The organism is Tigheibacillus halophilus (genome assembly GCF_042683165.1).
Classification (GTDB): Bacteria; Bacillota; Bacilli; order Bacillales; family Amphibacillaceae; genus Tigheibacillus; species Tigheibacillus halophilus.
The window spans coordinates 440,414-465,062 of record NZ_JBHUIZ010000003.1; the positions used below are offsets into that span (position 1 = coordinate 440,414).

Annotated in this window: 19 protein-coding genes and 1 riboswitch; of the genes, 15 read left to right on the top strand and 4 right to left on the bottom strand. The window is 42.4% G+C overall.

Features of this window, described 5'->3' with window-relative positions; all coding sequences use genetic code 11:
• Positions 1-258: 258 nt before the first annotated feature.
• Both abc-f and dacB read left to right on the top strand, forming a co-directional pair.
• Entirely contained in the window at positions 259-1,830 is a 1,572-nt protein-coding gene (abc-f, locus tag ACFSMW_RS02750; RefSeq protein WP_390352810.1) for a ribosomal protection-like ABC-F family protein, read from the top strand.
• Between the two features lie 181 nt (positions 1,831-2,011).
• A complete protein-coding gene (dacB, locus tag ACFSMW_RS02755) occupies positions 2,012-3,865 on the top strand; it encodes a D-alanyl-D-alanine carboxypeptidase/D-alanyl-D-alanine endopeptidase (protein WP_390352812.1) in 1,854 nt (617 codons plus the stop codon).
• 38 nt (positions 3,866-3,903) lie between these two features.
• Here the strand turns inward: dacB and ACFSMW_RS02760 are convergent, their stop codons facing one another.
• Positions 3,904-4,377: a DinB family protein gene (locus tag ACFSMW_RS02760; RefSeq protein WP_390352814.1), complete on the bottom strand. Its 474-nt coding sequence runs from the start codon at positions 4,375-4,377 to the stop codon at positions 3,904-3,906.
• Positions 4,378-5,055: 678 nt separating this feature from the next.
• On the opposite strand from ACFSMW_RS02760, the gene ACFSMW_RS02765 reads away from it, so the two are divergent.
• Both ACFSMW_RS02765 and ACFSMW_RS02770 read left to right on the top strand, forming a co-directional pair.
• Positions 5,056-7,233: a type IA DNA topoisomerase gene (locus ACFSMW_RS02765; protein WP_390352816.1), complete on the top strand. Its 2,178-nt coding sequence runs from the start codon at positions 5,056-5,058 to the stop codon at positions 7,231-7,233.
• A gap of 103 nt (positions 7,234-7,336) precedes the next feature.
• Positions 7,337-8,341: a DUF4097 family beta strand repeat-containing protein gene (locus tag ACFSMW_RS02770; RefSeq protein WP_390352818.1), complete on the top strand. Its 1,005-nt coding sequence runs from the start codon at positions 7,337-7,339 to the stop codon at positions 8,339-8,341.
• A gap of 50 nt (positions 8,342-8,391) precedes the next feature.
• Here ACFSMW_RS02770 and ACFSMW_RS02775 read toward each other — a convergent pair whose 3' ends face one another.
• A complete protein-coding gene (locus ACFSMW_RS02775) occupies positions 8,392-9,069 on the bottom strand; it encodes a hypothetical protein (protein WP_390352820.1) in 678 nt (225 codons plus the stop codon).
• 115 nt (positions 9,070-9,184) lie between these two features.
• Here ACFSMW_RS02775 and ACFSMW_RS02780 point away from each other — a divergent pair, with 115 nt between their 5' ends.
• The 3 genes from ACFSMW_RS02780 (at position 9,185) to ACFSMW_RS02790 (ending at position 13,100) form a co-directional block, all read left to right on the top strand.
• On the top strand, positions 9,185-9,934 hold the full coding sequence (locus ACFSMW_RS02780) for a gluconate 2-dehydrogenase subunit 3 family protein (protein ID WP_390352822.1): 750 nt from the start codon (positions 9,185-9,187) through the stop codon (positions 9,932-9,934).
• Between the two features lie 26 nt (positions 9,935-9,960).
• Positions 9,961-11,676, top strand: a complete 1,716-nt coding sequence (locus ACFSMW_RS02785) for a GMC family oxidoreductase (protein ID WP_390352824.1) — start codon at positions 9,961-9,963, stop codon at positions 11,674-11,676.
• Between the two features lie 491 nt (positions 11,677-12,167).
• Positions 12,168-13,100 carry an LCP family protein gene (locus ACFSMW_RS02790; RefSeq protein WP_390352825.1) on the top strand — a complete coding sequence of 311 codons (933 nt, stop codon included), beginning with the start codon at positions 12,168-12,170 and terminating at the stop codon, positions 13,098-13,100.
• A 12-nt stretch (positions 13,101-13,112) separates the two neighbouring features.
• Here the strand turns inward: ACFSMW_RS02790 and ACFSMW_RS02795 are convergent, their stop codons facing one another.
• Complete coding sequence (locus ACFSMW_RS02795) at positions 13,113-13,769, bottom strand: DNA-3-methyladenine glycosylase family protein (protein WP_390352827.1); 657 nt, start codon at positions 13,767-13,769, stop codon at positions 13,113-13,115.
• 98 nt (positions 13,770-13,867) lie between these two features.
• Positions 13,868-15,151 carry a uracil permease gene (gene uraA / locus ACFSMW_RS02800; protein ID WP_390352828.1) on the bottom strand — a complete coding sequence of 428 codons (1,284 nt, stop codon included), beginning with the start codon at positions 15,149-15,151 and terminating at the stop codon, positions 13,868-13,870.
• 505 nt (positions 15,152-15,656) lie between these two features.
• On the opposite strand from uraA, the gene ACFSMW_RS02805 reads away from it, so the two are divergent.
• The 8 genes from ACFSMW_RS02805 to ACFSMW_RS02840 all read left to right on the top strand — a co-directional run bounded on the left by ACFSMW_RS02805 (position 15,657) and on the right by ACFSMW_RS02840 (position 24,632).
• The gene (locus ACFSMW_RS02805; protein WP_390352830.1) at positions 15,657-16,862 is read left to right on the top strand and encodes an NAD(P)/FAD-dependent oxidoreductase; all 1,206 of its coding nucleotides are present in this window, start codon (positions 15,657-15,659) and stop codon (positions 16,860-16,862) included.
• Between the two features lie 326 nt (positions 16,863-17,188).
• Entirely contained in the window at positions 17,189-18,061 is an 873-nt protein-coding gene (locus ACFSMW_RS02810; protein ID WP_390352832.1) for a VanW family protein, read from the top strand.
• A 65-nt stretch (positions 18,062-18,126) separates the two neighbouring features.
• The gene (locus ACFSMW_RS02815) at positions 18,127-19,263 is read left to right on the top strand and encodes a tetratricopeptide repeat protein (RefSeq protein WP_390352833.1); all 1,137 of its coding nucleotides are present in this window, start codon (positions 18,127-18,129) and stop codon (positions 19,261-19,263) included.
• Between the two features lie 107 nt (positions 19,264-19,370).
• Complete coding sequence (locus ACFSMW_RS02820) at positions 19,371-21,161, top strand: M3 family oligoendopeptidase (RefSeq protein WP_390352835.1); 1,791 nt, start codon at positions 19,371-19,373, stop codon at positions 21,159-21,161.
• 69 nt (positions 21,162-21,230) lie between these two features.
• Positions 21,231-21,331: riboswitch (TPP riboswitch) on the top strand.
• A gap of 93 nt (positions 21,332-21,424) precedes the next feature.
• Positions 21,425-22,003, top strand: a complete 579-nt coding sequence (thiT, locus tag ACFSMW_RS02825) for an energy-coupled thiamine transporter ThiT (RefSeq protein ID WP_390352836.1) — start codon at positions 21,425-21,427, stop codon at positions 22,001-22,003.
• Positions 22,004-22,154: 151 nt separating this feature from the next.
• The gene (locus ACFSMW_RS02830; RefSeq protein WP_390352838.1) at positions 22,155-22,295 is read left to right on the top strand and encodes a hypothetical protein; all 141 of its coding nucleotides are present in this window, start codon (positions 22,155-22,157) and stop codon (positions 22,293-22,295) included.
• Positions 22,296-22,567: 272 nt separating this feature from the next.
• Positions 22,568-23,020, top strand: coding sequence for a Cys-tRNA(Pro) deacylase (gene ybaK, locus ACFSMW_RS02835; protein ID WP_390353895.1), 453 nt, complete (start codon positions 22,568-22,570; stop codon positions 23,018-23,020).
• Between the two features lie 202 nt (positions 23,021-23,222).
• Positions 23,223-24,632, top strand: a complete 1,410-nt coding sequence (locus ACFSMW_RS02840) for a hypothetical protein (RefSeq protein WP_390352840.1) — start codon at positions 23,223-23,225, stop codon at positions 24,630-24,632.
• The last annotated feature ends 17 nt before the right edge of the window (positions 24,633-24,649 follow it).

Genomic DNA, 24,649 nt, shown 5'->3' on the forward strand with positions numbered 1-24,649 from the left:
ATTTTAAACGTGATATGCATATCTGAAATACCTCGAGCTAAAGGGCTATTTCACATGGAAAATATTGCATGAACGGAGAATAGGATGGAATTCACTGCTTGGACACCCGACGAGCAAGAGAATCGTGGGCATTTTTAAAGTAACCTTTCTTTTTTATTGAGGTTGACGAATGACCGAATCTCCAAGCCGGGTTTTTATACAGTTTCTTCCGACTGCCTATTCTTCGTGAATCGGCAGTTTTTTTGCAAGGAGGAATATATGTTGGAAATCATAACGGCTCAGAACATCTTATATGAAATCAAAGAGAGGCAGCTTTTACACATCCCGCAAGTGGCTATTGCAGCTGATGCCAAAATCGGCATCGTGGGTAAAAACGGCACCGGAAAGACCACGTTGCTGAATATTTTGGCAAAACAGATACTGCCGACAAGCGGCAGCGTACATGCAGATGCAACGATGGCTTTTGTGCCGCAACTGAAAGCTGCTTGTTCGACTATGAGCGGTGGAGAATGGACGCAAGCCCATCTTGATCGGGTCCTCAGTCAACATACGGATGTGTTGTTTTTAGACGAACCAACAACGAATCTGGACATTGACCATGTTCGAAAACTGGAAAAAACGTTACGGCGAAGGCATGGAGCTCTTGTCATCGTTTCCCATGACCGTGCTTTTTTGGATGCACTTTGCACGATGGTTTGGGAAATTCATGACGCCCAGCTGAACATCTATAAGGGAAATTATTCGGATTATGTTAGACAAAAAGAACAGGAAGTGCAGCAGCACCATAATGCCTATGAAGCATACATGAGCAAGAAAAGGCAGCTGAAAGAAGCGTTGGAGATTAAAAAGCGCAAAGCAGCAAGGGCTACAAAGAAGCCCAAAAAAACTTCTTTGTCCGAAGCGAAGCAAACAGGGGCGAGACCGTATTTCGCAAAAAAACAAAAGAAGCTCGATACGGCAGCAAAGGCCTTGGAAACAAGAATGGAGAATCTGGAAAAGATTGAAAAACCGTATGAAGAGCCGCCAATCCAGATGCGTATCCCTGGAGCAGAGAGATTAAAATCGCGCGTCATTATCCGTATGGAAAATGGTTCTTGTACAATTGGCGAAAAATTATTGTGGGAAAATGCTACATTCCAGATCAAAGCCGGAGAGAAGGTAGCCATTGTCGGCAAAAATGGTGTCGGTAAAACGACATTGCTTCAAAAAATATTGGGGAACAAAGAAGAAGCCATCCGTTGCTCGCCCGCAATAAAAATAGGATATTTCAGTCAAAACCTGGATATTTTGCAACTTGGTGCAAGCATTTTGGAAAATGTGGAAGAATCTTCTGTTCAACCACCTGCTCTTGTCCGAACGGTTCTGGCAAGACTGCATTTTTTCAAGGATGATGTTTACAAGCTTGCACAAGATCTAAGCGGCGGGGAGCGGGTAAAGGTTGCCCTGGCAAAATTATTCGTCAGCGATGTGAATACGTTGATTCTGGATGAACCTACCAACTATTTGGATATCACTGCCATGGAAGCACTGGAGAGATTACTGGATGACTATGAAGGGACAGTCATTTTCGTTTCACATGATCGGCAATTTGTACAAAACGTTGCAAAACGTAAGATTTCCATTGCCCAGCAGGAAATTCATTCGTTTAGCGCGACGACAGGTTTGCCAGAGGTTACAGAACGGTCTGCAGAAAAAAATGTTTCGGACGATGTGCGCATGGTGTTGGAAACAAAAATAGCCGAGGTACTCAGCAAACTGAGTGTGGATCCTAAGCCTGAGCTGGAAGAGGAATTCCAACGGCTTATAAAAGAGAAGAAAAAGTTGCAATAGTATAAGTCGAATGAGCCGCGCTTCCACTGGATAACTAACTATTCGTGGAAGTATCCGGCCTTCGTTTTTTACCATATGTTCTCTTCAAACATTCCTTGCATATGATAGTATACTATTATATGCGGAAATAATTGAAAAGCGGAATAAAAGAAAATACTTATGTGAAAACTGGAGGGGTTGGATGAGGTGTGAGAGGATAAAAGCATTGCAAGCAACGGTCGCAAAAGTGGAAGTTTTGAGGTGCATTCCCGATGCTATGTTGACTGAACCTATTCGAACGGGAAAATGGTCCATCCGTGAAATAATCGGACATATGTATTATTGGGACAAATATAATGTGGAAAAAATGATTCCAGAGATGCGCAATCATGCCATTTTGCCAGCATTTCCAGACCATGATTCACATAATGCGGAGGCGATAAGATACATCGATACATTTGATTCGCTAGAACGGATAATAGATGTGTTTATACATACAAGAAAGGCGTTGGTCCAAGCGCTGTCCTATGTGGATAGCGATATCACTTTTTATATAGCCGATGAGTCTGGGGAATATACGGTTGAACGCTTTATCAGTATTTTTACGGAACATGATTTGCACCATATCCGGCAAATCGAGAATCATTTGGCAAAGAACGCAGTTGAAACGCAGCCGGACAGCTCTTCCGCCCCTCTGGAGCAGCTGGACCGACTCATTGGGCAACATCCACGCCTCCATGGGGCGCTCGCCGGTATCAGTATTTGTGATGCGATAACAGGTCGAACAATTTATGAACACATGGCTGCAACCCGCCTGCATCCTGCATCTAATATGAAATTGCTTACAGCTGCAGCAGCACTGGAAACTTTAGGGGAAAATTATGTCTGGAAAACGGAAATTTGGATTGACGGTGAAATCGTTGGCGATGAATTATGTGGCAGTCTATATATCAAAGGCAAGGGAGATCCAACGTTGCAGCCGTCAGATTTGGAACAGTTTACAGCAGATTTGTACCATCGCTTTGGAATCAGAAAAATTACCGGTGACATCGTGGCCGATGACACATGGTATGATAATGTTCGCTTATCGCCGGATATGATGTGGTTAGATGAACATTGTTATTACGGTGCACAGGTGAGCGCACTGACTTTATCCCCTGATAATGATTATGACGCAGGAACGGTCAAGATTAATGTTCGGCCGGGCCTTGGTGACGGGTCACCAGTGGAGGTTTCTCTCTATCCGGATACAAATTATATCCACATAGAAAATAATGCCATTACTGTGGCGGAACAAACCAATGATGTTGGAATAGAGTTTTTGCGCAAACATGGTGAGAATACGGTGATAATGAACGGGGCAATTCCACTAACGGCTGAAAAGGAAAGCGAGTGGATTGCTGTCTGGGAACCGACAGCATATGTGTTGTCGGTGTGGGTGGATAAGCTGAGACAAAAAGGCATACATATATCTGGAAATGCAAAAGTCGACGCTGTTCCTGAAACAGGTAAACTTCTGATGCAGCATGAATCAATTCCACTTTGCGAACTGCTTATCCCTTTCATGAAGCTGAGCAACAATGGACATGGTGAAATACTTGTCAAGGAAATGGGAAAAGTGGTCCGGGGAGAAGGGAGCTGGGACCTTGGCATGGAAGTGGTACTGGAAAACGCCGCATCATTTGGAATAGACACAGATAACATTTTACTTCGGGATGGGTCGGGCATCTCACATGTGAATTTGATTGCTCCGCAACAGCTGACAAATCTACTATTTTTTATCCAGAAAAAACCTTGGTTCGATACTTACTACCGAAGTTTACCAATTGCTGGAAAAAAAGAACGGATGGCGGGTGGGACATTACGTGAACGCCTGACCGGTAGAAACGTGGCGGCGAAAACCGGCACAATTTTCGGGGTGAGCACCCTTTCTGGTTATATGCGTCCCAAATCGGGCAAAAGGTTGATTTTTTCCATCATGCTGAATAATCTCCTGGATGAAGAAGATGGCCCTGATATAGAGGATAAGATGATTGACATACTTGATTATATGTAGAAAAAACGGCTGTCTTTTAGAGCAAGACAGCCGTTTTTTTATTGATCTTCTTTGGTAGGACCCATCACACCTGGCACATGCAACCCTGCCTGACGCAGGAGCACAGTTATCTGTCCGCGGTGATGTGTTTGATGATCGATCAATTTTCTTAGGATCGCACCGCGTGGCACTTGTTGTCCAAACGCTTCCACGGTTTCTGCCATTTTTTCATCTGTCAATTTCTTTTCCGCTTCATGATGGATATCATCAGCGATTTTCTTGTATGCAGCCACCATTTTTTCTGATTCCCCTGGAACATTTTCTTCTTGTTTTGCAGCCTCCACATCGAGACCGGTCAAGCCTGCGAAAAAAGCTGGGCTTGTAGCCAGATGCCACCCGAGCCAGCGCAATGTATTATGCCCTTCTACAATGGCTTGATCCAGTTTTTCATCTCTAAAAGCTTGCAGTGCTTGTGTGGTACCTTTTGCCGCTTCGTCCCAATCTGATAGAAAATCAGTAACCGTTCTGTACATATACAACAGCTCCTTTAATTTATCTATAACTTTATTATAAGTAAGCGGAAGTTTGAAAACAAATATTCTATTTGGCCTGTCAGCAAGCAGCTATAAAATGGCTCCAAACCTATCAATTACCTTTTCCATGAATAGATCTCCTATGGCCATACTAATCTTCGAAATCATTCTCCTAAAAATAAAACGATTCTCATTATCAAGTATCGTCAAGTTATTACGAAGTTATTTGAAAATGGGCTGGCAGCTACAAAGGAACTTTTGGACGATGATGTCATCATCATTGCTGTTTACACATGAATTGACGGAGACTTACCATACGAGAATGTGAGGGTCAAGAGCTGTCAAGATACAGCTGGTTCTAATCTAGATAGGTGATCGTTAATCAATATGGTTACAGATTGACTTTTTCAGTAGTATCATCCAAACTGGAAGAAGGGAATTCACGTTCGTATTGTTGCAGGCCGTAAAGTGAAGTGGTTTTCTTAATGGATATGCAGCATCCCATATTTCACTGATGTGTAGCACTATATTGATAGTCTGCGATAAATGAGTGTGGTTGCAGGGATCACTTCGGTGAAAGCATTTCGTTCGGGGGAAGAAACGAATAAATATGGTTTTAGTTATTCGGCAAAAGAACCCCAGTCAAAAAATATTATGGTAAGGGAGCTGGGCCAGTAAATGGGACTTACATTCATACTCGCAGAAAAACCTTCTGTAGCCAAGAACATCGCTGATGCGCTATCTATAAAAACAAAAAAAGAAGGTTATTATGAAGATAAGGGGTATATTATCACTTGGGCTTATGGCCATTTGCTGGAGTTATATGATGCTAAGGATTATGATGCCAAAATGGCCCGGTGGAAAATGGAAAATTTTCCTTTCATTCCTGCCCAGTTCCAGTATAAATCAAAAAAATCCTCATCACGTTCCAAAGGTTCATCAGGTCCGAGTGCGGCTAAACAACTGAAGACGATACATCAGCTTATGAGACGCCGGGATGTGGAAACCATCATTTCAGCCTGTGATTTCGACCGGGAAGGTCAATTGATCGGAGACAGCATCATCTACCAGGCTAAGCCAAAAAAAGCTGTTTACAGGCTTTTACTGAATGAATGGACAGAAGATGCAGTACTGGAAGGCCTGCGGTATGTAAAACCCAACCAAGAGTTGCGTCCGCTACTTGATGCGGGAATGAGCAGACAATGGGCAGACTGGCTGATTGGCATTAACTTGACATCCGTAGCGACATTGAAATATCAAAAAGGCCGCGGGATGGTACTGAATATTGGCAGGGTACTCATGCCTACACTGAAAATAATTTACGATCGAGACAAGGAAATCGCTGCTTTTGTTCCAGAGGATTATTTTAAGTTATCAGCAACTTTTCAGACGAACAGCAATCAATCTTATGAAGGTACATATACTGTCGGTAAAAAGGATAAGTTTTCTGCACAAGCCGAATTGGAGGAAATACGTGAAAAGCTTCAGGGGAAAGATGGAATTATCACCGACAAAAAAGTGGAAAAACGTAAAGAGTTGCCGCCATTATTGTTCAATCTTTCCAATTTACAAGGTTACATCACGAATAAATATAATGGTTGGACGGCTGGCAAAGTGCTCAAGTTCGCGCAATCTTTGTATGAGAAGAAGTTCATCACATACCCTAGAACATCCAGTCTAGCTTTGGAAGAAAGCCTGACAGGAAAAACGAAAAAAGTATTGGATGCCTTGTCAGTGAACCTATCTTATAGGAGCAGTATCAAGTTTTCCAAAAGCAAGCGGATATTCAACAATGCAAAAGTGGAAAGCCACAGCGCTATCACACCGACTTATAAACTGCCTAAAAGACTGGGTGCAGACGAGAAAATTGTCTATGAAACAATCAAAAACCGTTTTATCATGCAGTTTATGCCGCCAGCACTTTATGAAGAAACCATGCTGCAAACGACAGTTCCTGAAGCTGGTGTCAAGGGCGTATTTGTTTCCAAAGGAAAGGTATTGTTGGAAGCAGGCTGGAAGCAAGTGGAAAGTATACCAGCAACAGACAAGCATCTGCCATACGTGGAGGAGAGTGAACAGACCCAGCTGATAAAAGCAGATATCAGCAAGCACGAGACAAAGCCGCCAAAGCGGCATACGGAAAAAACATTACTGAAAATAATGGAAACATGTGGAAGAAGCTTTAAGGAAGAGGATTCAGCTGCAATGATGGAAAGCATTATGGCGGGATTCTCTATAGGGACAGCTGCAACGCGAGCCGAAACGATCGCAAAACTGAAAACGGCAGGATATATTGCTGCGGATGGAAAACATTTAACTTGTACAGATACTGGAAAAAAACTGGTAGAAATGTTCCCCGTCCCATCCTTATTTGATTTGGAATTTACCGGCCGACTTGAAAAAACGCTTGCAGATATCGAAAAAGGCCGTGTCAAAAAGTCGGCCTTTATGACGTTGATCAGCGATTTCACCCGCAGTGCAGTAGACCAAATCAAGCAGGATCAAGATGCAGTCATCCGAACGGTCACAAAGCAATCCGGTACCAAGCGGGGCAAAGCTTTCGAGGTGCTTGGAAAATGTCCTGCATGCGGGGGTACCATAACTGAGAATTCTAAGGGGTTTGGATGCAGCAACTGGAAGAAAGGGTGCAAATATGTCATTTGGAAAAATGATAAATACCTCGCTTCGATGAAGAAAAAACCAACAAAAACAATGGTGAAAGAACTGTTGCGACAAAACCGGGTACTCGCTAAGGGGCTGACCAGCAAGCAGGGGAAAAAGTTCGATGCGTTTTTACGATATGAAAAGAACGAAGACAGCAGCTATTATAACTGGAAAATGGACTTTAGCAATTAACATTCCCCAACCAGAGGCGGAGGATGTCTACTACCTGGGAATGTGGCAGAGTTTCCCGTTCAGGGGTATGATGAGAGCAATCATATGAAACGGGGTGGACAGAATGGGAAAACGGGCAACACTAAAATCTTTCATCAAACATACGGTTCAAGAAATGGTGCCTGAATCAAAGCTGCAAGAAAAATACCTTGATCCTGGAGACATACACACGATGCGTATTTTTTCTGATACGGTCGATATGGAAATCATCGGTAAAGATAGCGGACAAGATACGATTGACGTCTCATTGATCACTTATAAAGATGGCCCTGAAATGAGCATCATATCAGCAGATGGCCACTGCGACATACATGTATTTTCAAAAGAGCGTACAACTCTTCCTTTTATCTCCGTACGACCTGGAAGTAAGTTGAAAATGGTTGTGCCAGCAGGTATCATCCAAAAATGGTTTATAGACGGTGGTACAGGCGACATCGTATTTGCTGCCAACAAAACGAAAACCATCCACATTAAAACAGGTTCCGGTGAGGTGCGCGCTGATAGTTTATTTTTGGACACCATACGTGTCGAGACTGCTTCGGGAGATGCGGAAATAACCGAAGTAAGTGGGAATATAGACTGTACGACCAACTCAGGCGATATTGATATGGTCAACTTGCGGAGTCCTTCCCTGTCGTTAAGCGCTTCATCGGGAGATTTGGAAATGAAGCATCTATACGTTGACAAAGCAGACATGCGCACAGCTTCTGGCGACATCAAGGGCAAACATATACATATTGGGGATCTAAAGATGAACGCATCTTCAGGTGACATCGAATTTGAGAATTTTTCCGGCAGAGCCGCGGGCCGGGCTTCATCAGGCGACGTATTGTTTATGATGCAGGAAAATGGTTCGCTTGATTTGAGTACAAGCAGCGGCGATATCGAGGTAAAATTGGACAATCCGGAATTAGACATACAGTTGGAATTGAATACACTCAGCGGAGATATAACGACGAATTTGGATCAGCAATCAGATTCCACTGCCAATCTTTCGGATTCAACCAGTGAAGATTTCCATCTGATAAAATTGTATTCCACATCGGGAGATATCGACGTGCATGGTTGAAATAGAAGAGAGGCTGTCCTATTGCCATGGGACAGCCTTTGATTCACCACTTATTCTGTCATGTCCAAAAGTTTCAGCAGCTGCTGAGAAGCCTGGCTGTATTGTTTGTTTTCTACAGATTTCTTAATCCCTTTAATTAAATCATTTGCGCCTTGCTGTGTCACTGTCAATATGGTCACATGCCCATCGAACATTTCATGCATTTTCTGTTTTGCCTCTTGCAGGTTGTCATGGTTGTCAGCATTCTGTTGATTATCCGGTTTTACGCCTTTTGCTTGTCCTTTTCCAGATTCCCCTTCATTTCCGCTTAACAATTGCTTTTGCACGTTATCATACGAATGATTCGTGTTTTCAGCTTTGTCTCTTGCTAAAATAACTGCATCATCCACAACAAACACACTGACACCATCAATTCCTTCCCCTTTTAAAATGGATTCAAAATAAGAGGAGACTCCTCCTTCGTGAATCCCGGATGTCCCAATGGAACTATAGATGTTTTTTCCAACACCTGGGTATGTCTCCCCATCCCTGTCTGTTGTACGGATTTTCTCACCGGTCTCACTGGGAATAATGTCAGGGTTGCTTAAACTTCTGTCATGCTGAGGCGGGTTGGCTACTTTTGATACGTTGTTTCGTTGATTATTCATATCATTGGCTGGTGCCCCTTGCTGATTTGAACAAGCAGCCAGAAACAGAACAATCATCACTGCAAACAATAGTTTCTTCATGTATGAACCTTCCTTTCTTCCATTTCTCTTTAACATGCCCTGAAATATTTAATGTATGAATGGTTATTATTGGAGCACTATAACATTAAAGATAAAAAACGGGAGGTCAGAAAAATTGGCAAATGATAATGAGAAAATGTCCGAAGAAGAAAGTTTGTCCAGAAGAAGATTTCTAAAAAACTCGGGAATAGCTGTCGGCGGTCTTGCCGTTGGAGGAGTAGTGGGGGGCATGATCCCGTGGAGAACGAAGGAGCAACCTGGTCAGCAGACGAAGAACCAAAAAGCACAAAACCCGAACCAGGCATTGATGTTCTTCTCCCAAGATGAGTTTAAAACTACAGAAGCAGCTGTTGAGCGTATTTTTCCAAAAGATGATAATGGCCCAGGTGCGATCGATTTGGGTGTTGCCTATTATATTGATCATCAATTAGCGGGTTCCTATGGATTTAATTCCAGGGACTATATGGAGCCGCCATTTTATCACGGTGAAAAAGAACAAGGATATCAAGGCAGGCTCAAAAGGCGTGAGATTTTTAGAATCGGTCTGCGGGAACTTCAAAATTACGCCAAACAAAAACACAAGAAGACTTTCAGAGAACTGGAAGCAGAACAACAGGATGAAGTACTGTCTGATTTTGAAAAAGACAAAGCGAAAATATCTACTGTATCCGCAAGCGGATTCTTCTCTATGCTCCGCAGTGTCACTTTGGAGGGATTATACAGCGATCCGCTTTATGGCGGGAATATCAATATGGATGGCTGGCGAATGCGGAATTATCCAGGAGATCAAATGAACTATATCAATATTATTGAAAAAGACTTCCAAAAAATTGAACCACAGAGTCTGCATGACCATATGTCATAAAAAATAGATGTTGAGGTGAAACGGAAATGGTAAAAAAACTTCCTAAAACGGATGCGGTGATTGTCGGGGTAGGTTGGGCCGGTGGAATTATTGCTTCAGAACTGACAAAAAAAGGCATGAGAGTAGTCGGGCTCGAAAAGGGGCTGGAGAGAAGTACAGAGGATTATTACATGGTACATGACGAATTGCGTTATGCACTTCGGTATGAACTTTTTCAAGACTTATCCAAAGATACGCTTACCTTTCGAAGTGCTGAAAAAAAACGTGCATTGCCAATGCGGCAATACGGTTCATTTTTGCTTGGAGAAGGTCTCGGAGGAGCTGGAGTGCATTGGAATGGCCAGACATTTCGATTTCTCCCTTATGACTTTGAAATATATAGTAAAACGGTGGATCGATATGGGAAAAAGAAAATACCTGATGGCATGACGATTCAGGATTGGGGTATCACTTATGATGAATTGGAGCCTTACTTCGATAAGTTTGAGAAGATGGCAGGGATTTCTGGTGAAGAAAACCCTCTGGCCGGAAAACGTTCAGATAAGTATCCGACACCGCCAATGAAACATTCCCCGCAAATGAAAATGTTCAAAGATGCTACAAAGAAAATGGGTTATCACCCATACACCGTTCCATCCGCCAACTTATCCAAGCCGTACACGAACCCGGACGGTATTTCTAGAGCGGCTTGTCAATATTGCTCCTTTTGTGAACGATTTGGCTGTGAATATGGCGCTAAAGCGGATCCAGTTGTGACTGTTATCCCTGTGGCAAATAAAACAGGCAAATTTGATTTACGTACACATTCATGGGTTAGACGTATTTTACATACCGGTGGAAAAGCGACTGGCGTAATGTATACGGATTTAACGACTGGAGAAGAGATCGAGCAGCCCGCCGATATTGTTATTGTCACAAGTTATGTTTTTAATAATGCAAAACTGCTTTTGACTTCAAATATTGGCAAGCCTTACAATCCGTCAAGTGGCACAGGGGTCATTGGCAAAAATTATGCATACCAGGTTGTTAAAGGCGCTGCAACAGGGTTCTTTGAAAAGCAAGAATTCAATAATTTCGCTGGTGCAGGGGCTTTAGGTATGGCTATTGATGACTTTAATGGAGATAATTTTGACCACACGGATGTAGGCTTCCTTCATGGAGGATATTTGTCGTTGACGCAAACAGGGGCCCGGCCGATACAAAATAACCCAACACCGGCAGGAACTCCAAGCTGGGGTAAAGATTTCAAGGAAAAATCCCTGAAATATGCCAATCGCGCACTTTCTGTGGGAGCAATGGGGGCAAGCATGCCTTTTAAGCATCATTATTTGGATCTTGATCCGACATATAAGGATACCTTTGGTGATCCTTTGTTGCGTATGACTTTTGATTTTGAAAAACAGGACCGGGAATTGGCTGCATTCACAGCCAAAAAATCGGAAGAAATTTTGAAAGAGATGGGAGCGGATCACGTAGATACCATGAAGGAGCTTGGGCCATACGATATCACGACTTATCAATCTACGCATAATACAGGTGGTGTGATCATGGGAGCCGATCCGAATACATCTGCTGTCAATAATTATCTGCAGATGTGGGACATGGAAAATGTATTCGTAGTCGGAGCATCTGCTTTTGGGCATAACAGTGGCTATAATCCAACTGGTACAGTTGGTGCACTTGCATATCGCGCCGCCGAGGGCATAGAAAAATATCATAAAAAAGGCGGTATGCTTGCTTGACTATGATAAATGCGAAAAACTCTTCATCATGAAGGGTTTTTCTTTTGACGTTATACAGATTTAGATAAAACAACATGCGTATAAGGGTATTGTTATCATCAAAAAATTAGTGAGTCACGCTCTTTTTTAACTGTAGACATACCTATGTGAGTATGTGGGGATAGCGGTTCATGCCAGCTCTTAGAAAGGAAAAAACACAAATAGCGAAAATGATGATATGAAATGGAGGAACTTGTATGGCTGTGAGTAATTTGATGTCCTTCAGCGTGATTTTGGTAAGTGTTGTCATATGTTTTTTTGTCTATTATTGATCAAGCCCGCTATCTCTGATTAAGTTATGAAGCTCCATGAAAAAGATAAGATGAGGCAGAGGTAGAACCGCTGGGAATAATATCTGTCATTACCAGATATACTTCCTTTCATATTTGTCAACACTGTTATTGGGAGAAACATGTTTTTTCAATACAGCGCGGGACGAAAGCGGGGGTTTCATGAAAAAGCGAAACATATTTTTAATTGTAATGATAACAATATGTATACTAATTGCTGGAGCGGTCGTTTATGGCATGGTGATGTTTAAACAGGGGATGGCTGAAGGGGACAACCAACAAGATAAAAAACATAAACCAACAAAAGAGCTTCCTTTTCAGGAGGAAGAAGTCTCATTTGGAGAAATCAAGGTGCTGTTGCTGGGCGAGGACTCAAGAGAAAAAGAGGCTGGCCGCTCAGACACCTTGATGATCGCGTACTATAATCAGCAGACGAAGGAAGCCAAAATAGTTTCCATCATGCGTGATAGTTACGTCAAGGTCCCCGGCCATGGGATGCAAAAAATCAACGCAGCATATGCCTTTGGTGGGCCGGAGTTAGTCAGGCAGACAATTGCTGAAAATTTTGGGGTGGATGTGAACTATTATGCGATTGTTGATTTTGCAGGGTTTCCCAAACTGGTCGATTTGATTGCGCCAGATGGTATCGAAGTGGATATCAAACAAAAGATGTCAGAAGGAATCGGCGAGACATTGTATCCCGGCAAGCAGGTGCTTCACGGAAAAGAATTGCTTGGCTATGTGCGATTCCGCCATGATGCAGAAAGCGATTTTGGGCGTGTAAAACGCCAGCAAGAAGTCCTTTCCAAACTTAAAGACGAAGCGATGCGGCTGCAAAGTTTGGTGAAGCTGCCTAAAATCATGGGTGTTGCGGAGGCATATATCGATACAAACATTGATAAAGCAACAATGTTTTCTGTTGGCAAAGGGCTATTGACCACAAAAAAACAATTGGAGAAACTTCGTTTGCCTGTAGATGGATCGTATACAAACGAACGTACTCAAGCAGGGGCTGTGTTACGTGTAGACATGAAAAAAAATAAAGAGATACTGCAGTCATTTTTTGCGGAACAGCAATCAACATCAAAAAAATGATTAGGTTCACCATTACAGCTTCAGTTCTTCGATCGTTAATGGCTGACTGACCAAATTATGATGAACCGCTTCCCAAAGGTAAAATGAAGCAATGGTATAGTGTCCGTGCCATAGCTTGCTTTTTGCAGCCAAGATCCTGCGTCTTTCTCCATCGGGAACCTGGTATAGCCATTTTGCTCCGCGCTGCAGCCCTACGTCATCCAATGCCAAAACATCTTTTCTGCCCAACGAAAAAATAAGAAACATCTCCGCCGTCCATCTTCCAATCCCTTTTATATTTGTCAACTGCAGAACAGCCTGCTCATTTGACAAATCTTGCAAACGTGACAAGACGAGGGAACCTGTGGAGACTTCTTGCGCCAGGGAATGGATGTAAGCGGCTTTCCTTTTTGGCATTCCTACTGCCCTTAATTCCTCCTCGGTAAGGTTACTTATGGACAATGCACTTATATCACCGTGGAGAAGTGCTTCCAAACGTGTAAAAATGGTGTCCGCTGCTTTGCTTGAAATTAATTGACCAATGATTGAACGTGTGATGGAAAGAAAGTAATCGGTGCGCATCTCCACCTCGATATCGCCAATATACTGAATTAGCCTCTCCATCTTCGGATCACTGTTTCCCAGTTCCACAACGTCTGGATCACGATGATCTATTTGCCAAATTCCCATCAGCACAGTACCCCTTTCAGAAAGTATCCATTTAATTTCAATTTATTACTTGTAGTATACCATTAAAAAAGCCTCCACAAGGGAGGCGAAACGTAACATCATTCATTGGACAGTTTCAGTACATCAAGCAGTTTGAAAAATATATTAAGCACAATGGCAACGATTGTTGCGAGTCCCATCCCGGTCAATTCGATGGCTCCGATATGAACAGCGGCCCCACTAAGTCCAATGACCAATACTACACAAGTCAGAATCAAGTTTTTTGATTGGCTGTAGTCGACTTTTGCTTCAACAAGCATACGCAGTCCACTGACAGCAATGATACCGAAGAGCAGTAAGGATATCCCGCCCATGACCGGTCCTGGTATCGAGGATATCAATGCGGCCAGTTTTCCGAAGAACGATAATATGACCGCCAATACTGCAGCCATGCCAATGACCCATGTGGAATACACCCGTGTAATGGCCAGCACGCCAATGTTCTCTCCATACGTCGTATTTGGGGTAGAGCCTACAAAGCTGGAAATGATAGTTGATAGACCATTTCCTAGAAATGATCGATCTAGGCCGGGATCTTTCGTCAAATCTTTTTTGACGATATTTCCTGTCACAAACAAATGCCCAATGTGTTCAGGAATAATCACTAAAGCAGCAGGTAATATGATCATTATTTCAGACCAGTCAAACTTGATCTGATAAATAGTTGGCATTGCAATCACTGCTGCTTCGTGCACCTTGCCAAAATCAACGATCCCGGCAAAATATGCAATGACATAACCGGATACAATACCGAGCAGAATAGGGATTATTTTCAAAAATCCACGTAATGTCACCCAGCAAATGATGGTAATACCAAGCGTTAGCAGAGAAACCATGATCAATTTCGGATCAACTGACCAATTCGCAGGAGCATCCTCCGGAGCAATCAATCCCGCCATCTGAGCGGCTACGGGGACCAATTCCAGTCCAATGACAGCAACGATGGCTCCCATCGCTGCCGGCGGGAACAGAATGTCTATCCACCCTGTTCCAGCAAATTTGATAACCAATCCAATCAATGTTAGGACAATCCCTACCATCAAGTAACCGCCAAGCACATAACCGAAGCCATCCAGTCCGTGAAAATGGCCGAGGACTACCATTGTTGGAGAAATAAAAGCAAAACTCGATCCCAGATATGCGGGAATTTTACCTTTAGTGATCAGAATGTATAACAACGTGCCAATGCCGTTCATGAATAAGACTGTCGCGGGATCAATGCCAAATAATACCGGTACTAATACAGTGGAACCGAACATCGCGAATAAATGCTGAAAACCTAGTGGCAGGCTCTTAAAAAAAGGCAGCCGTTCATCTACTTGTATTTCTCGAATTTCCCTCATCTTTTCCGCTCCTCAATCATTATGATTCATTTGTCCATAGCAGCCATTCCGACAATATCGAAAACCTGGCATACGATATGCTATTTGTTTTTCCTTCACTGACAAAAAAAGACACTTTGCCAAATTATGACAAGGTGTCCTTAGTAGACGTTGTATCGAGCAGCCGAGTGCACGAATTTCCGCTCTTCCACCTTGTCAGCCTCACAGGACCGAATTAAAGGAAAGCTTATGAACTTGAAAATATTATAGCATAAACGAATTGATTTGTGGGGTGTTTTTTTGCAGGAAGAAATAATAAAGAGACAGAGGGTGACATCAAGGAGAAAATAGAAGGCGAAATGTGACATTTTGGTTAACTTTATTAGCCTATTTGCCTAAATTTTGTTATGATAGACGTGTATTTGCAAAGGTACTTCTTTATCATTAATATTATCTTGGAACAGGCAAAAATGGCAATCTACATAAGTAATACTCATTTTTGCCTTAAAAGGAAGGTGGATTTGTCATGAGCAAGCCAAAAATTGTTGTTTTAGGCGCAGGATACGCCGGAATGATGACAACGAAGAAATTAACCCAGCAGCTAGCCCCCGAAGAAGCAGAAATCGTTTTGGTGAACAAGCATAACTACCATTACCAAACGACATGGCTTCATGAAGTGGCTGCGGGAACAATCAACCATAACCAAGCACGTATCATGATCAGTGATGTTATCAACCCAAACAGAGTACGTTTGGTTTATGATGCTGTTCAAGAAGTGAAAAAAGAAGAGAAGAAAGTCATCTTGGAAAATAGTGAGATTTCTTATGACTACCTCGTCATATCACTAGGATTTGTTACGAACACATTCGGTATCAAAGGAATGGATGAAAATGCATTTTACATTCAGGATATCGATGGTTGCCAATTGATTCGTGACCATATTGAATACCAATTTGCAAAATATAAGAATGATCCCGACAGTAAAGATAGCGACTTGAATATCCTTGTTGGCGGAGGCGGATTCACTGGTATTGAGCTGGTTGGAGAACTGGCGGAAAGAGTTCCACAGCTTTGCAAAAAATACGATATCGATCGCAGAAAGGCAAGAATAATCAACGTGGAGGCAGCTCCATCTATCCTGCCTGTATTTGATAAAGACCTTGTCAGTTACGCAAAAGCATCGTTAGAGCAGCGGGGAGTAGAGTTCCGTATTGGCGCCAAGATCACAGAGTGCACGAAGGAAGGATTCATCGTTGGCGATGATTCTGAATTGATTGAAGCAGGTACAGTTATCTGGACTGGCGGCGTAACGGGCAACCCTGTTCTGTCTAAATCCGGCTTTGAATTGACAAGAGGCAAAGTAACTGTCAATGGCGATCTCCGTGCGCCTGGTGAAGAAGATATCTTTATTCTTGGCGATTGTGCATGGGTTATGAACGAAGCGGAAGGACGTCCTTTCCCTCCAACAGCACAATCAGCTATGCAGCATGCTGACACTTGCGCCAAAAATATCAAGGCTGTCATGTACGGCCAGCCAACAGAAAAATTCGTCTTCAGTGATAAAGGAACTGTGGCATCACTTGGTATTACAGACGGAATTGGAACTGCTTTTTCAAAAAACTTCTCCGGTAAAACGGCAGCAACTTTGAAAAAAGTAGTTGATAATCGTTACTTGTTCTTATTAGGCGGGCCAAAGCTATTCCTTAAAAAAGGAAAGATCCGTCCGTTCTAACAATCTCTTAAAGGAGATTGCTTTTGAAAATGAAGCATCACCCATTTTTTGAGAAGGACGAAATTGTATGCTGGATAAAAGGGAATGCCCCGGTATTTCCTTGAGCCGAAAATAGGGAGGACTCGCAATGAAAAAAGGATTGTGCTATTTCCTTTTTGCACTGGCATCCGTCGCAGGTTGGATGATTGCCAGCAGAAAAATGGAAGATAAAAGAGACTTTAGATAAAAATAAGGAAGGCAGTCCTGTATTGACGGGATTGCTTTTTTTCTTCTATTGGATGAGAAGCATTCCACTTGCAAATACTATGCAAGAGGAGTGAAGCAACGTGTTGAAAAAAGTGGTTTTTATACTTGCCGCAATCGGCTGGCTGTTTACTAATTCTGTAGGTGCTCAAGGAGCCATGATCATTCACGATAAAGGAGTCAATGAAACGATTTATCGTGATGATTTTACAATTCCCGCAACCAACCATATGTTGATGGACATCAAAAAAATACACATCTTGCTTGAACGACTAAGTCGACAGGTCCATCAAGAACCAGTGGATGCAAAGCTTGACGCAAATAGGAAGATCATACCGGAAATCACTGGGAAGAAAATGGATGTGGATAGCTTCATGACTGTCTTTCAAGAATTTTTATATCATGGTTCAAGCAAAAGAATCAGTGTGCCTAAAACAGTGGTTTATCCGAGGGTTGACAGTGAACTGCTTTCCAATATAAGCGCCAATAAGATTGGAAGTTATGTAACGCGGTATAAACAAAGTAACAAAGAGCGAAGTCATAATATTGTGCTGGCTGCGGAAGCCATTAACAATCACGTTTTATTTCCGGGAGAGAGTTTTTCATTTAATAAAGTAGTCGGGAAAAGGACAAAAGAAAGAGGATATAAAAAAGCACCAGTAATTGTCAAAGGTGAATTATCTGAAGATATTGGCGGAGGTATCTGCCAGGTTTCTTCCACTTTATTCAATGCAGTGAATTTACAAGGGATTCAAATTGTTGAGCGTTATACCCATAGCAGAGAAGTTCCATATGTTCCCCCTGGAAAAGATGCAACCGTGAGCTGGTGGGGGCCGGATTTTGTATTTAAAAATAAATATAAGCAACCTATTTTGGTAAGGGCCCAGGCGGGCAATGGCAATATGGCTGTTGAAATCTATGGCCCCGATGCTTTGCATCAGGAAAATGCCAGCTAACATCCTGTTAGGGATGTGACCCCTAAACGTGCTACACTTATCTCAGGATGTTTGGAGGGATAGGAATGCAGGATAGGGAATTGATGGATTTACTGCAAGAACTTGAAAAAATAAAAGATGGTGAAATGTCTGAGGCTGTATCGGAGATGACCGAAGAATTTAAACGCGGCCATTTCCCGAACGTCGTGTATAAAATCGGAGAGCTTCGTGAACAGTATCAGTTAAATGACGAGACAGAAAATATTTTATCTCTTTTATCAGCGGTTTGTTATATACAAATGAAAGAGTATGACAAAGCTACCGCGATAATTCGCACATTATTTGAGAAAGCTGAAGCAGATGATGCGGACAATTTATTATTTCTTAGTGAAATGGCATTTATGTGCAGTGTTAAATTGGCTAGAAGAATAGCAACGGCCGCCTTGAAGCAAATGGAAACAAGCGATTTTTCAGATCGTTTTAAGCTTGCCAGATGTTTTTTAATCTTAGGCGAGTCAGAAGAAAAAATGGACAAACTTCCGAGATCTGCTAAATATTATCGCAAGGCACTGGAACATTTTCACGGTGGAGAGGAACGTGATCAACATATGATCCTTTTTCTTCATTTTAAACTCGGAATGCTTTATGCAGCAATGAATCAGGTGCAGGATGCGGTGAATTTTCATTTGAAAGTGATTGAAATGTCCCCGGAAAAAGAGCAGGAAAATTTACGCATACACAGTTTGATCAGCATTGGGAAAATATATGGGAGCAGAGAAGCAGATGAAAAAGCTGTAAGTTATCTAAAACAGGCTCTGGATGAAATTACAGAGACTTCATTGGAGGAAACCTACACGCACGCAGAAGCATTAACAGAAATGGCATTTTATTATTTTGATAAAGGAATGCTTGATGAGGCGTTGCCCCTATACGAGCATGCTATTCGAATTTATGCAGACAGTAAGCAGAGTGAAAATCGGAAGCTGGGAATGATCTATATGCAATACGGATATTGCCTGGAACATAAGAAAAAATCAGAAATAAACCGTGCTGCACAGACTTATGACAAAGCAATCGCGGCGCTTGAAGCTGCGAATGATCCAGAACTGCTGGAGAACGCCCTAGCAGATGTCATTGCTTTTTTTGATATGCATCTGCCCAAACAGAAAAGAAAATATGAAAATAAATTAGTAGAACAAAGCAAAAAATCGCAAGGATTTTAAGGACAGACAACTTTTATGCGTTGTCTGTTATTTTTAAGTCTAGTTTTTAGTCTTTTGTCAGATATATCGTTATAATGAAAATATATTTTTCTAGGAGGAGAGATTGGATGGAAGTAACCGAGGAATACATACCAACATGGGATTTGGATCAAATTTTTACCGGAGGAAGCAAGTCTGGGGAGTTAAGGGATACCATGTCAGCTTTGACGCAAGAGATAGCTAGTGTAAAGGATGAAATCGATCGATTTCATCCATCATCTGCTACAGGAATGAAACTGGTATCCATTATAGAACAGTTGACACCAATTCGAAAAAGACTGCGCGATGTTTTCGCTTATATCAGCTGTCTCAGTGCCCAAGACGTGGATGACAGCAATGCTGCTGTTTTGGTCGCGAAACGCGGTGATTTAAGCGCAAAGATGGGAGCTGTTGGCACGAAGCTCGACCAAAAACTAAAAGAAATTGACGATGCTTCCTGGGAAAAAATGATAAAAACCCCGGAATTGGAAGAAATTGCTTTTGCGCTTACAGAAGCAAGGCGTGAGGCCAAAGAATTATTGCCTTCGGATCAAGAAATATTGATCAATGATTTAGCAGTCGATGGCTATCATGCGTGGAATCAAATGTACGAAACTGTTGTTGGCAGTATGAAGGTCAATGTGGAGGAAAATGGTAAAACAAAACATTATTCTATGGGCCAGGCCTCCAATCAGATGTCCAGTGCTGAGCGACGTAAGCGAAAAAATATGTTTGAAAAAATCCAGAACGAGTGGCAAAAAAATGCGTCCTTGTTTGGGCAAACGTTGAATCATTTGGCTGGCTTCCGTTTACAGATGTATCAACACCGCGGCTGGGATGATGTATTGAAGGAACCACTGACAAACAATCGTATGCAGCAGGCAACACTGGACGCGATGTGGGCGGCGATTGAACAAAATAAAGCACCATTTGTGGCATTCTTAAATAGAAAAGCCAAACTGCTCGGCTTGGAAAAATTAAGTACGTTTGATATAGGGGCACCATTAGGAAAAAATGAAACAAAGGTTTCTTTCACGTCGGGGGCACATCTCATCGTTGAACAGTTTAAACAATTCAGTCCGAAAATGGCCGACTTTGCGAAAATGGCTTTCGAAAACCGCTGGATAGAAGCCGAAGATAGAGCAGGCAAACGCCCGGGAGGGTTTTGTACCAGTTTTCCAAATAAAAAGCAGACCCGCATCTTCATGACATTTTCCGGATCCAAGTCTAATATCGCTACGCTGGCACATGAACTGGGGCACGGTTTTCATCAGCATGTGATGAATGATTTGCACATCATGAACCAAGGCTACGCCATGAATGTGGCTGAAACTGCTTCAACATTCGCTGAAATGATATTGGCAGATGCAGCTGTGAAGCAGGCCGGGACGAAAGAAGAAAAAGTAGTATTGCTAGAAGACAAAGTACGACGGGGAATCACTTTCTTCATGAACATCCATGCCCGCTTCCTATTCGAATTAAAATTTTACGAAGAAAGAAAACTTGGTATGGTACCAGTAGATAAACTAAATGAATTGATGCTGGAAGCCCAAAAAGAAGCTTATTGTGATGCGCTTGATGAATATGATCCAATGTTTTGGGCGTCAAAACTGCATTTTCACAAAACCGGCACACCGTTTTACAATTTCCCATATACGTTCGGATATTTGTTTAGCCTGGGCATCTATGCTCACGCTTTGGAACAAGGAAGCGAATTCGAGGATGCGTATATTGCGCTTTTGCAGGATACTGGCCGAATGAAAGTGGAAGATTTGGCGAAAAAACATCTGAACGTCGATCTGACAAAAACGGATTTTTGGGAAAAAGCTATTCAGCTATGTGTAGAGGATGTGGAGGAATTTCTCAAACTGACAGAATAGTTTCGATACAGCTTGATTTTTAAGTGTTTACAGGCTACAATGTAAGTAACAAGAAAAGCGAATATGCAAGAAGCCTTCAGGGGGAGCCAAATGGCTGAGAGTGAACATAGCGTTCAGACCCTTCGAACCTGTTAGTTAATTCTAGCGTAGGAATGGTGGCTTTTTTGATGGATAATAGCAATGCCGTGAGCGAAATCCCCATCAGGAAAAGCTTCCCCTGGCATTGCTTTTTTTGTGTTTAAAAAAAGGGGGATTGATGGGATATGAATTCTAACAAGACATTATTCATGATAGAAGTAGCCATTTTTACGGCTTTGGCATTGGCACTTGATATGATACCATTTTTGCAATTTAAAATTTGGGCCCAGGGAGGATCGATTTCCTTCGCAATGATTCCAATATTCATTGTGGCATTCCGCTGGGGATTAAAAGGCGGGCTAACGGCAGGATTTCTGTGGGGAATCTTACAGATTCCATTTGGAGGTTATGTACTAGTACCATTGCAAGGCCTCATTGATTACGCCGTCGCATTTACTGTACTTGGATTTGCAGGTATATTCGCCGCTAAAATCAAAGACGCTGTCAAGCATGGCAATAAGAAAGCGTACTTCACTTACATCATGCTTGGCGTTTTGCTTGGTTCAATTTTACGAATGGCCGCGCATCTGATCGCTGGTGCCGTTTTCTTTGCCAAATTTATGCCGGCAGGCTGGAATAATATTTGGATTTATTCACTTGTTTATAATGCATCGTACATGGTTCCGTCATTTATCATTTGTACAGTTGCGATTTTTTTCCTGTTTCACAAGCAGCCGAAATCGCTTTTGCATGCTGCTGCCTGACTGAAATATACTTCTTCGCTCACACGAACGACTGCTGTTTCAAATGGCAGTCTTTTTTCTGTGGATGATCGAACAGAAAATTTATGGAATACTGAATCATTGAATTAACTGTTTTCATTTTTATTGTATAATAGCATCAGGAGGGATTTGTATGAGAGAACTAATTGGCCAATGCCATTGTTGTGGTCAGAATGTTTATTGTGAAAATGGTTTTTTTGATGGGGAGCAAAAGGATGGAAAACTATTATGCAATGAATGTGCGATAAAAGAGGCAGCAGTGAAAAAGAATTAGCAAACCTTTAACTTGGGATTTGGCATATCATGGGGGTATTTCATATAACAGGAAATACTGTGAGCGTGACAAGGAGCAAAAATTATAGAAGGGATATATGGTTCCACTTGGAGAGGAAACAGGTACATTGCTTTGTTTAGGCTTTTCAAGAAAAGAGATCATATATTTTAAACGGTAGCTAACCGTGTCTCATTTATAGGCCGAATTTTATATAATCCTGATACTTGGGAGGAATGAAATTGAAAAAGAAAAAAATCCATAAAACAAATGTAATGCGCATTTTGGATAAAGAAAAAATCAATTATTATATTCATGAATACCAATGGGACGAAAAGCACCTGGATGCTATGTCAGTGGCGGATAAAACAGGTAAACCATACCACAAGATTTTTAAAACATTGGCCGCCGTGGGGGATAAAACAGGTGTGATCATCGCGTGTATCCCTTCTGAGAGGGAGTTGGATTTAAAAGCAGCCGCTAAAATCAGTGACAATAAAAAAGTGGACATGCTACCGATGAAAAAACTGGAGGAGACAACCGGTTACATCCGGGGTGGCTGTTCACCCATCGGAATGAAAAAGCACTATCCGACCTATTTGTCATCTGATGCTGAATCACAAGATACGATCATCATATCCGCTGGGAAAAGAGGCCTGCAAGTAGAGCTGTCACCTGATGACTTACAGCAAATGACAGATGCAGTATTTGGAAACCTTACCATGTGATTTTGCATGGGTTGAGAAGCATTTTGAATAACCCGAAGATGTCCTCTAATTATTAGGCTTCTCTAAAGAATTCTGCCACGCTGCCTGATTTCACTTCATGCAACATGCCAAATCTCTGCAACACTTGCATAAATATCTCCGCACCGCATTTGGCTCATCCGCATAGACTAAAGCACAGTTGATGTGAAAAGGTGGGTTGAATGTGGAGTTGACACTTTCTCATTGGGTATACGGTTTATTCACATTGGTGATTATCCTGACGATGATATTCCGCAAAGGGGTTGTGCTGCCTACCTTGGTTGGCACGTTTGTCATCGCTCTTTGTTATAAAGGCAGTCTTCTTGCTGGTTTTACAGCGATTTTCCAGGCAAATCTGGTAGCAGCACAAGAATTGTTCAATATTTTCCTGATCATTACTTTCATGTTGGCTTTGCTACACTCCTTACGTGATCTGGGAGCTGATGAAAAAATGATCAGACCGATCCAAAAGACGATGGTCAATGGCCATGTCTCTTATTTTATTTTGGCTGTGGTCACGTATGTCATTTCATTGTTTTTCTGGCCGACTCCGGCCGTGCCGCTCATTTGTGCACTGCTCGTACCAGCAGCGATTCGTTCAGGCCTGCCGGCGATAATGGCGGCAGTCATTATTGCGATTGCGGGTCAGGGAATGGCGTTATCTTCCGACTATATCGTTCAAGTGGCACCAAGTTTGTCTGCCAAAGCTGCTGGCGTCGATGTGGACACAGTTGCGGATAAAGCGATGATCCTGTCACTCATTTCAGGAGTGGTTGCAATTGTGCTGGCGTATGTATTGAACCGTAAATTAATCCGAAAACAGGGGGATCCGTTCATACAGAAGGACTTGGAAAAATTGGAAACGGCCACCAATAAAACCAACAAGCCGCATACAAGATATCTGCACGTTTGGAGCAGCGTGTTTGCTATCCTTGTTCCACTAGCGCTAATTGGCGTCGTAGTTTATATGATGTATACGAAGCTGGCTTCAGGTAGAATGGGCGGGCTTGAGGGCGGTGACGGGGCAGCCTTCATCGGGGGAGTAGCAGTCATCCTTCTTGTATTGACCACTGTAGCATTCGGCAAGCAGCATGCACTCGATTATATCAGTACCCATATCACGAATGGATTTGTGTTTGCTTTCAAGGCGATGGGGCCAGTCATTCCAATAGCTGGTTTTTTCTTTCTTGGCAGTTCGGATTTTTCCGGAAGGATACTTGGCGTTGAAAGTGGGCCGGCGTTTTTATTCGACCTTGTACAGTCCACACAGTCATTTCTGCCGCAGAATGATTTTTTGTCAGCATTCAGTATACTAATTATAGGAATAGTTACTGGTTTAGATGGATCCGGATTTTCCGGATTGCCGCTTACCGGGGCGCTTGCCTCTTCCCTCCCGATGGACACCTCCACATTGGCTGCCATTGGCCAGATGGGTGCTATCTGGACTGGAGGCGGGGCACTCATTGCATGGTCTTCCTTGATCGCAATAGCGGGGTTTTGTGGGGTTTCAGTCATGGAGCTGGTACGTAAAAATTTCCTGCCTGTTATGTTTGGTTTATTCATCTCCACCCTTTTAGCTGTATTCCTCTGGTAGAGCCAAAGGGAACGCTT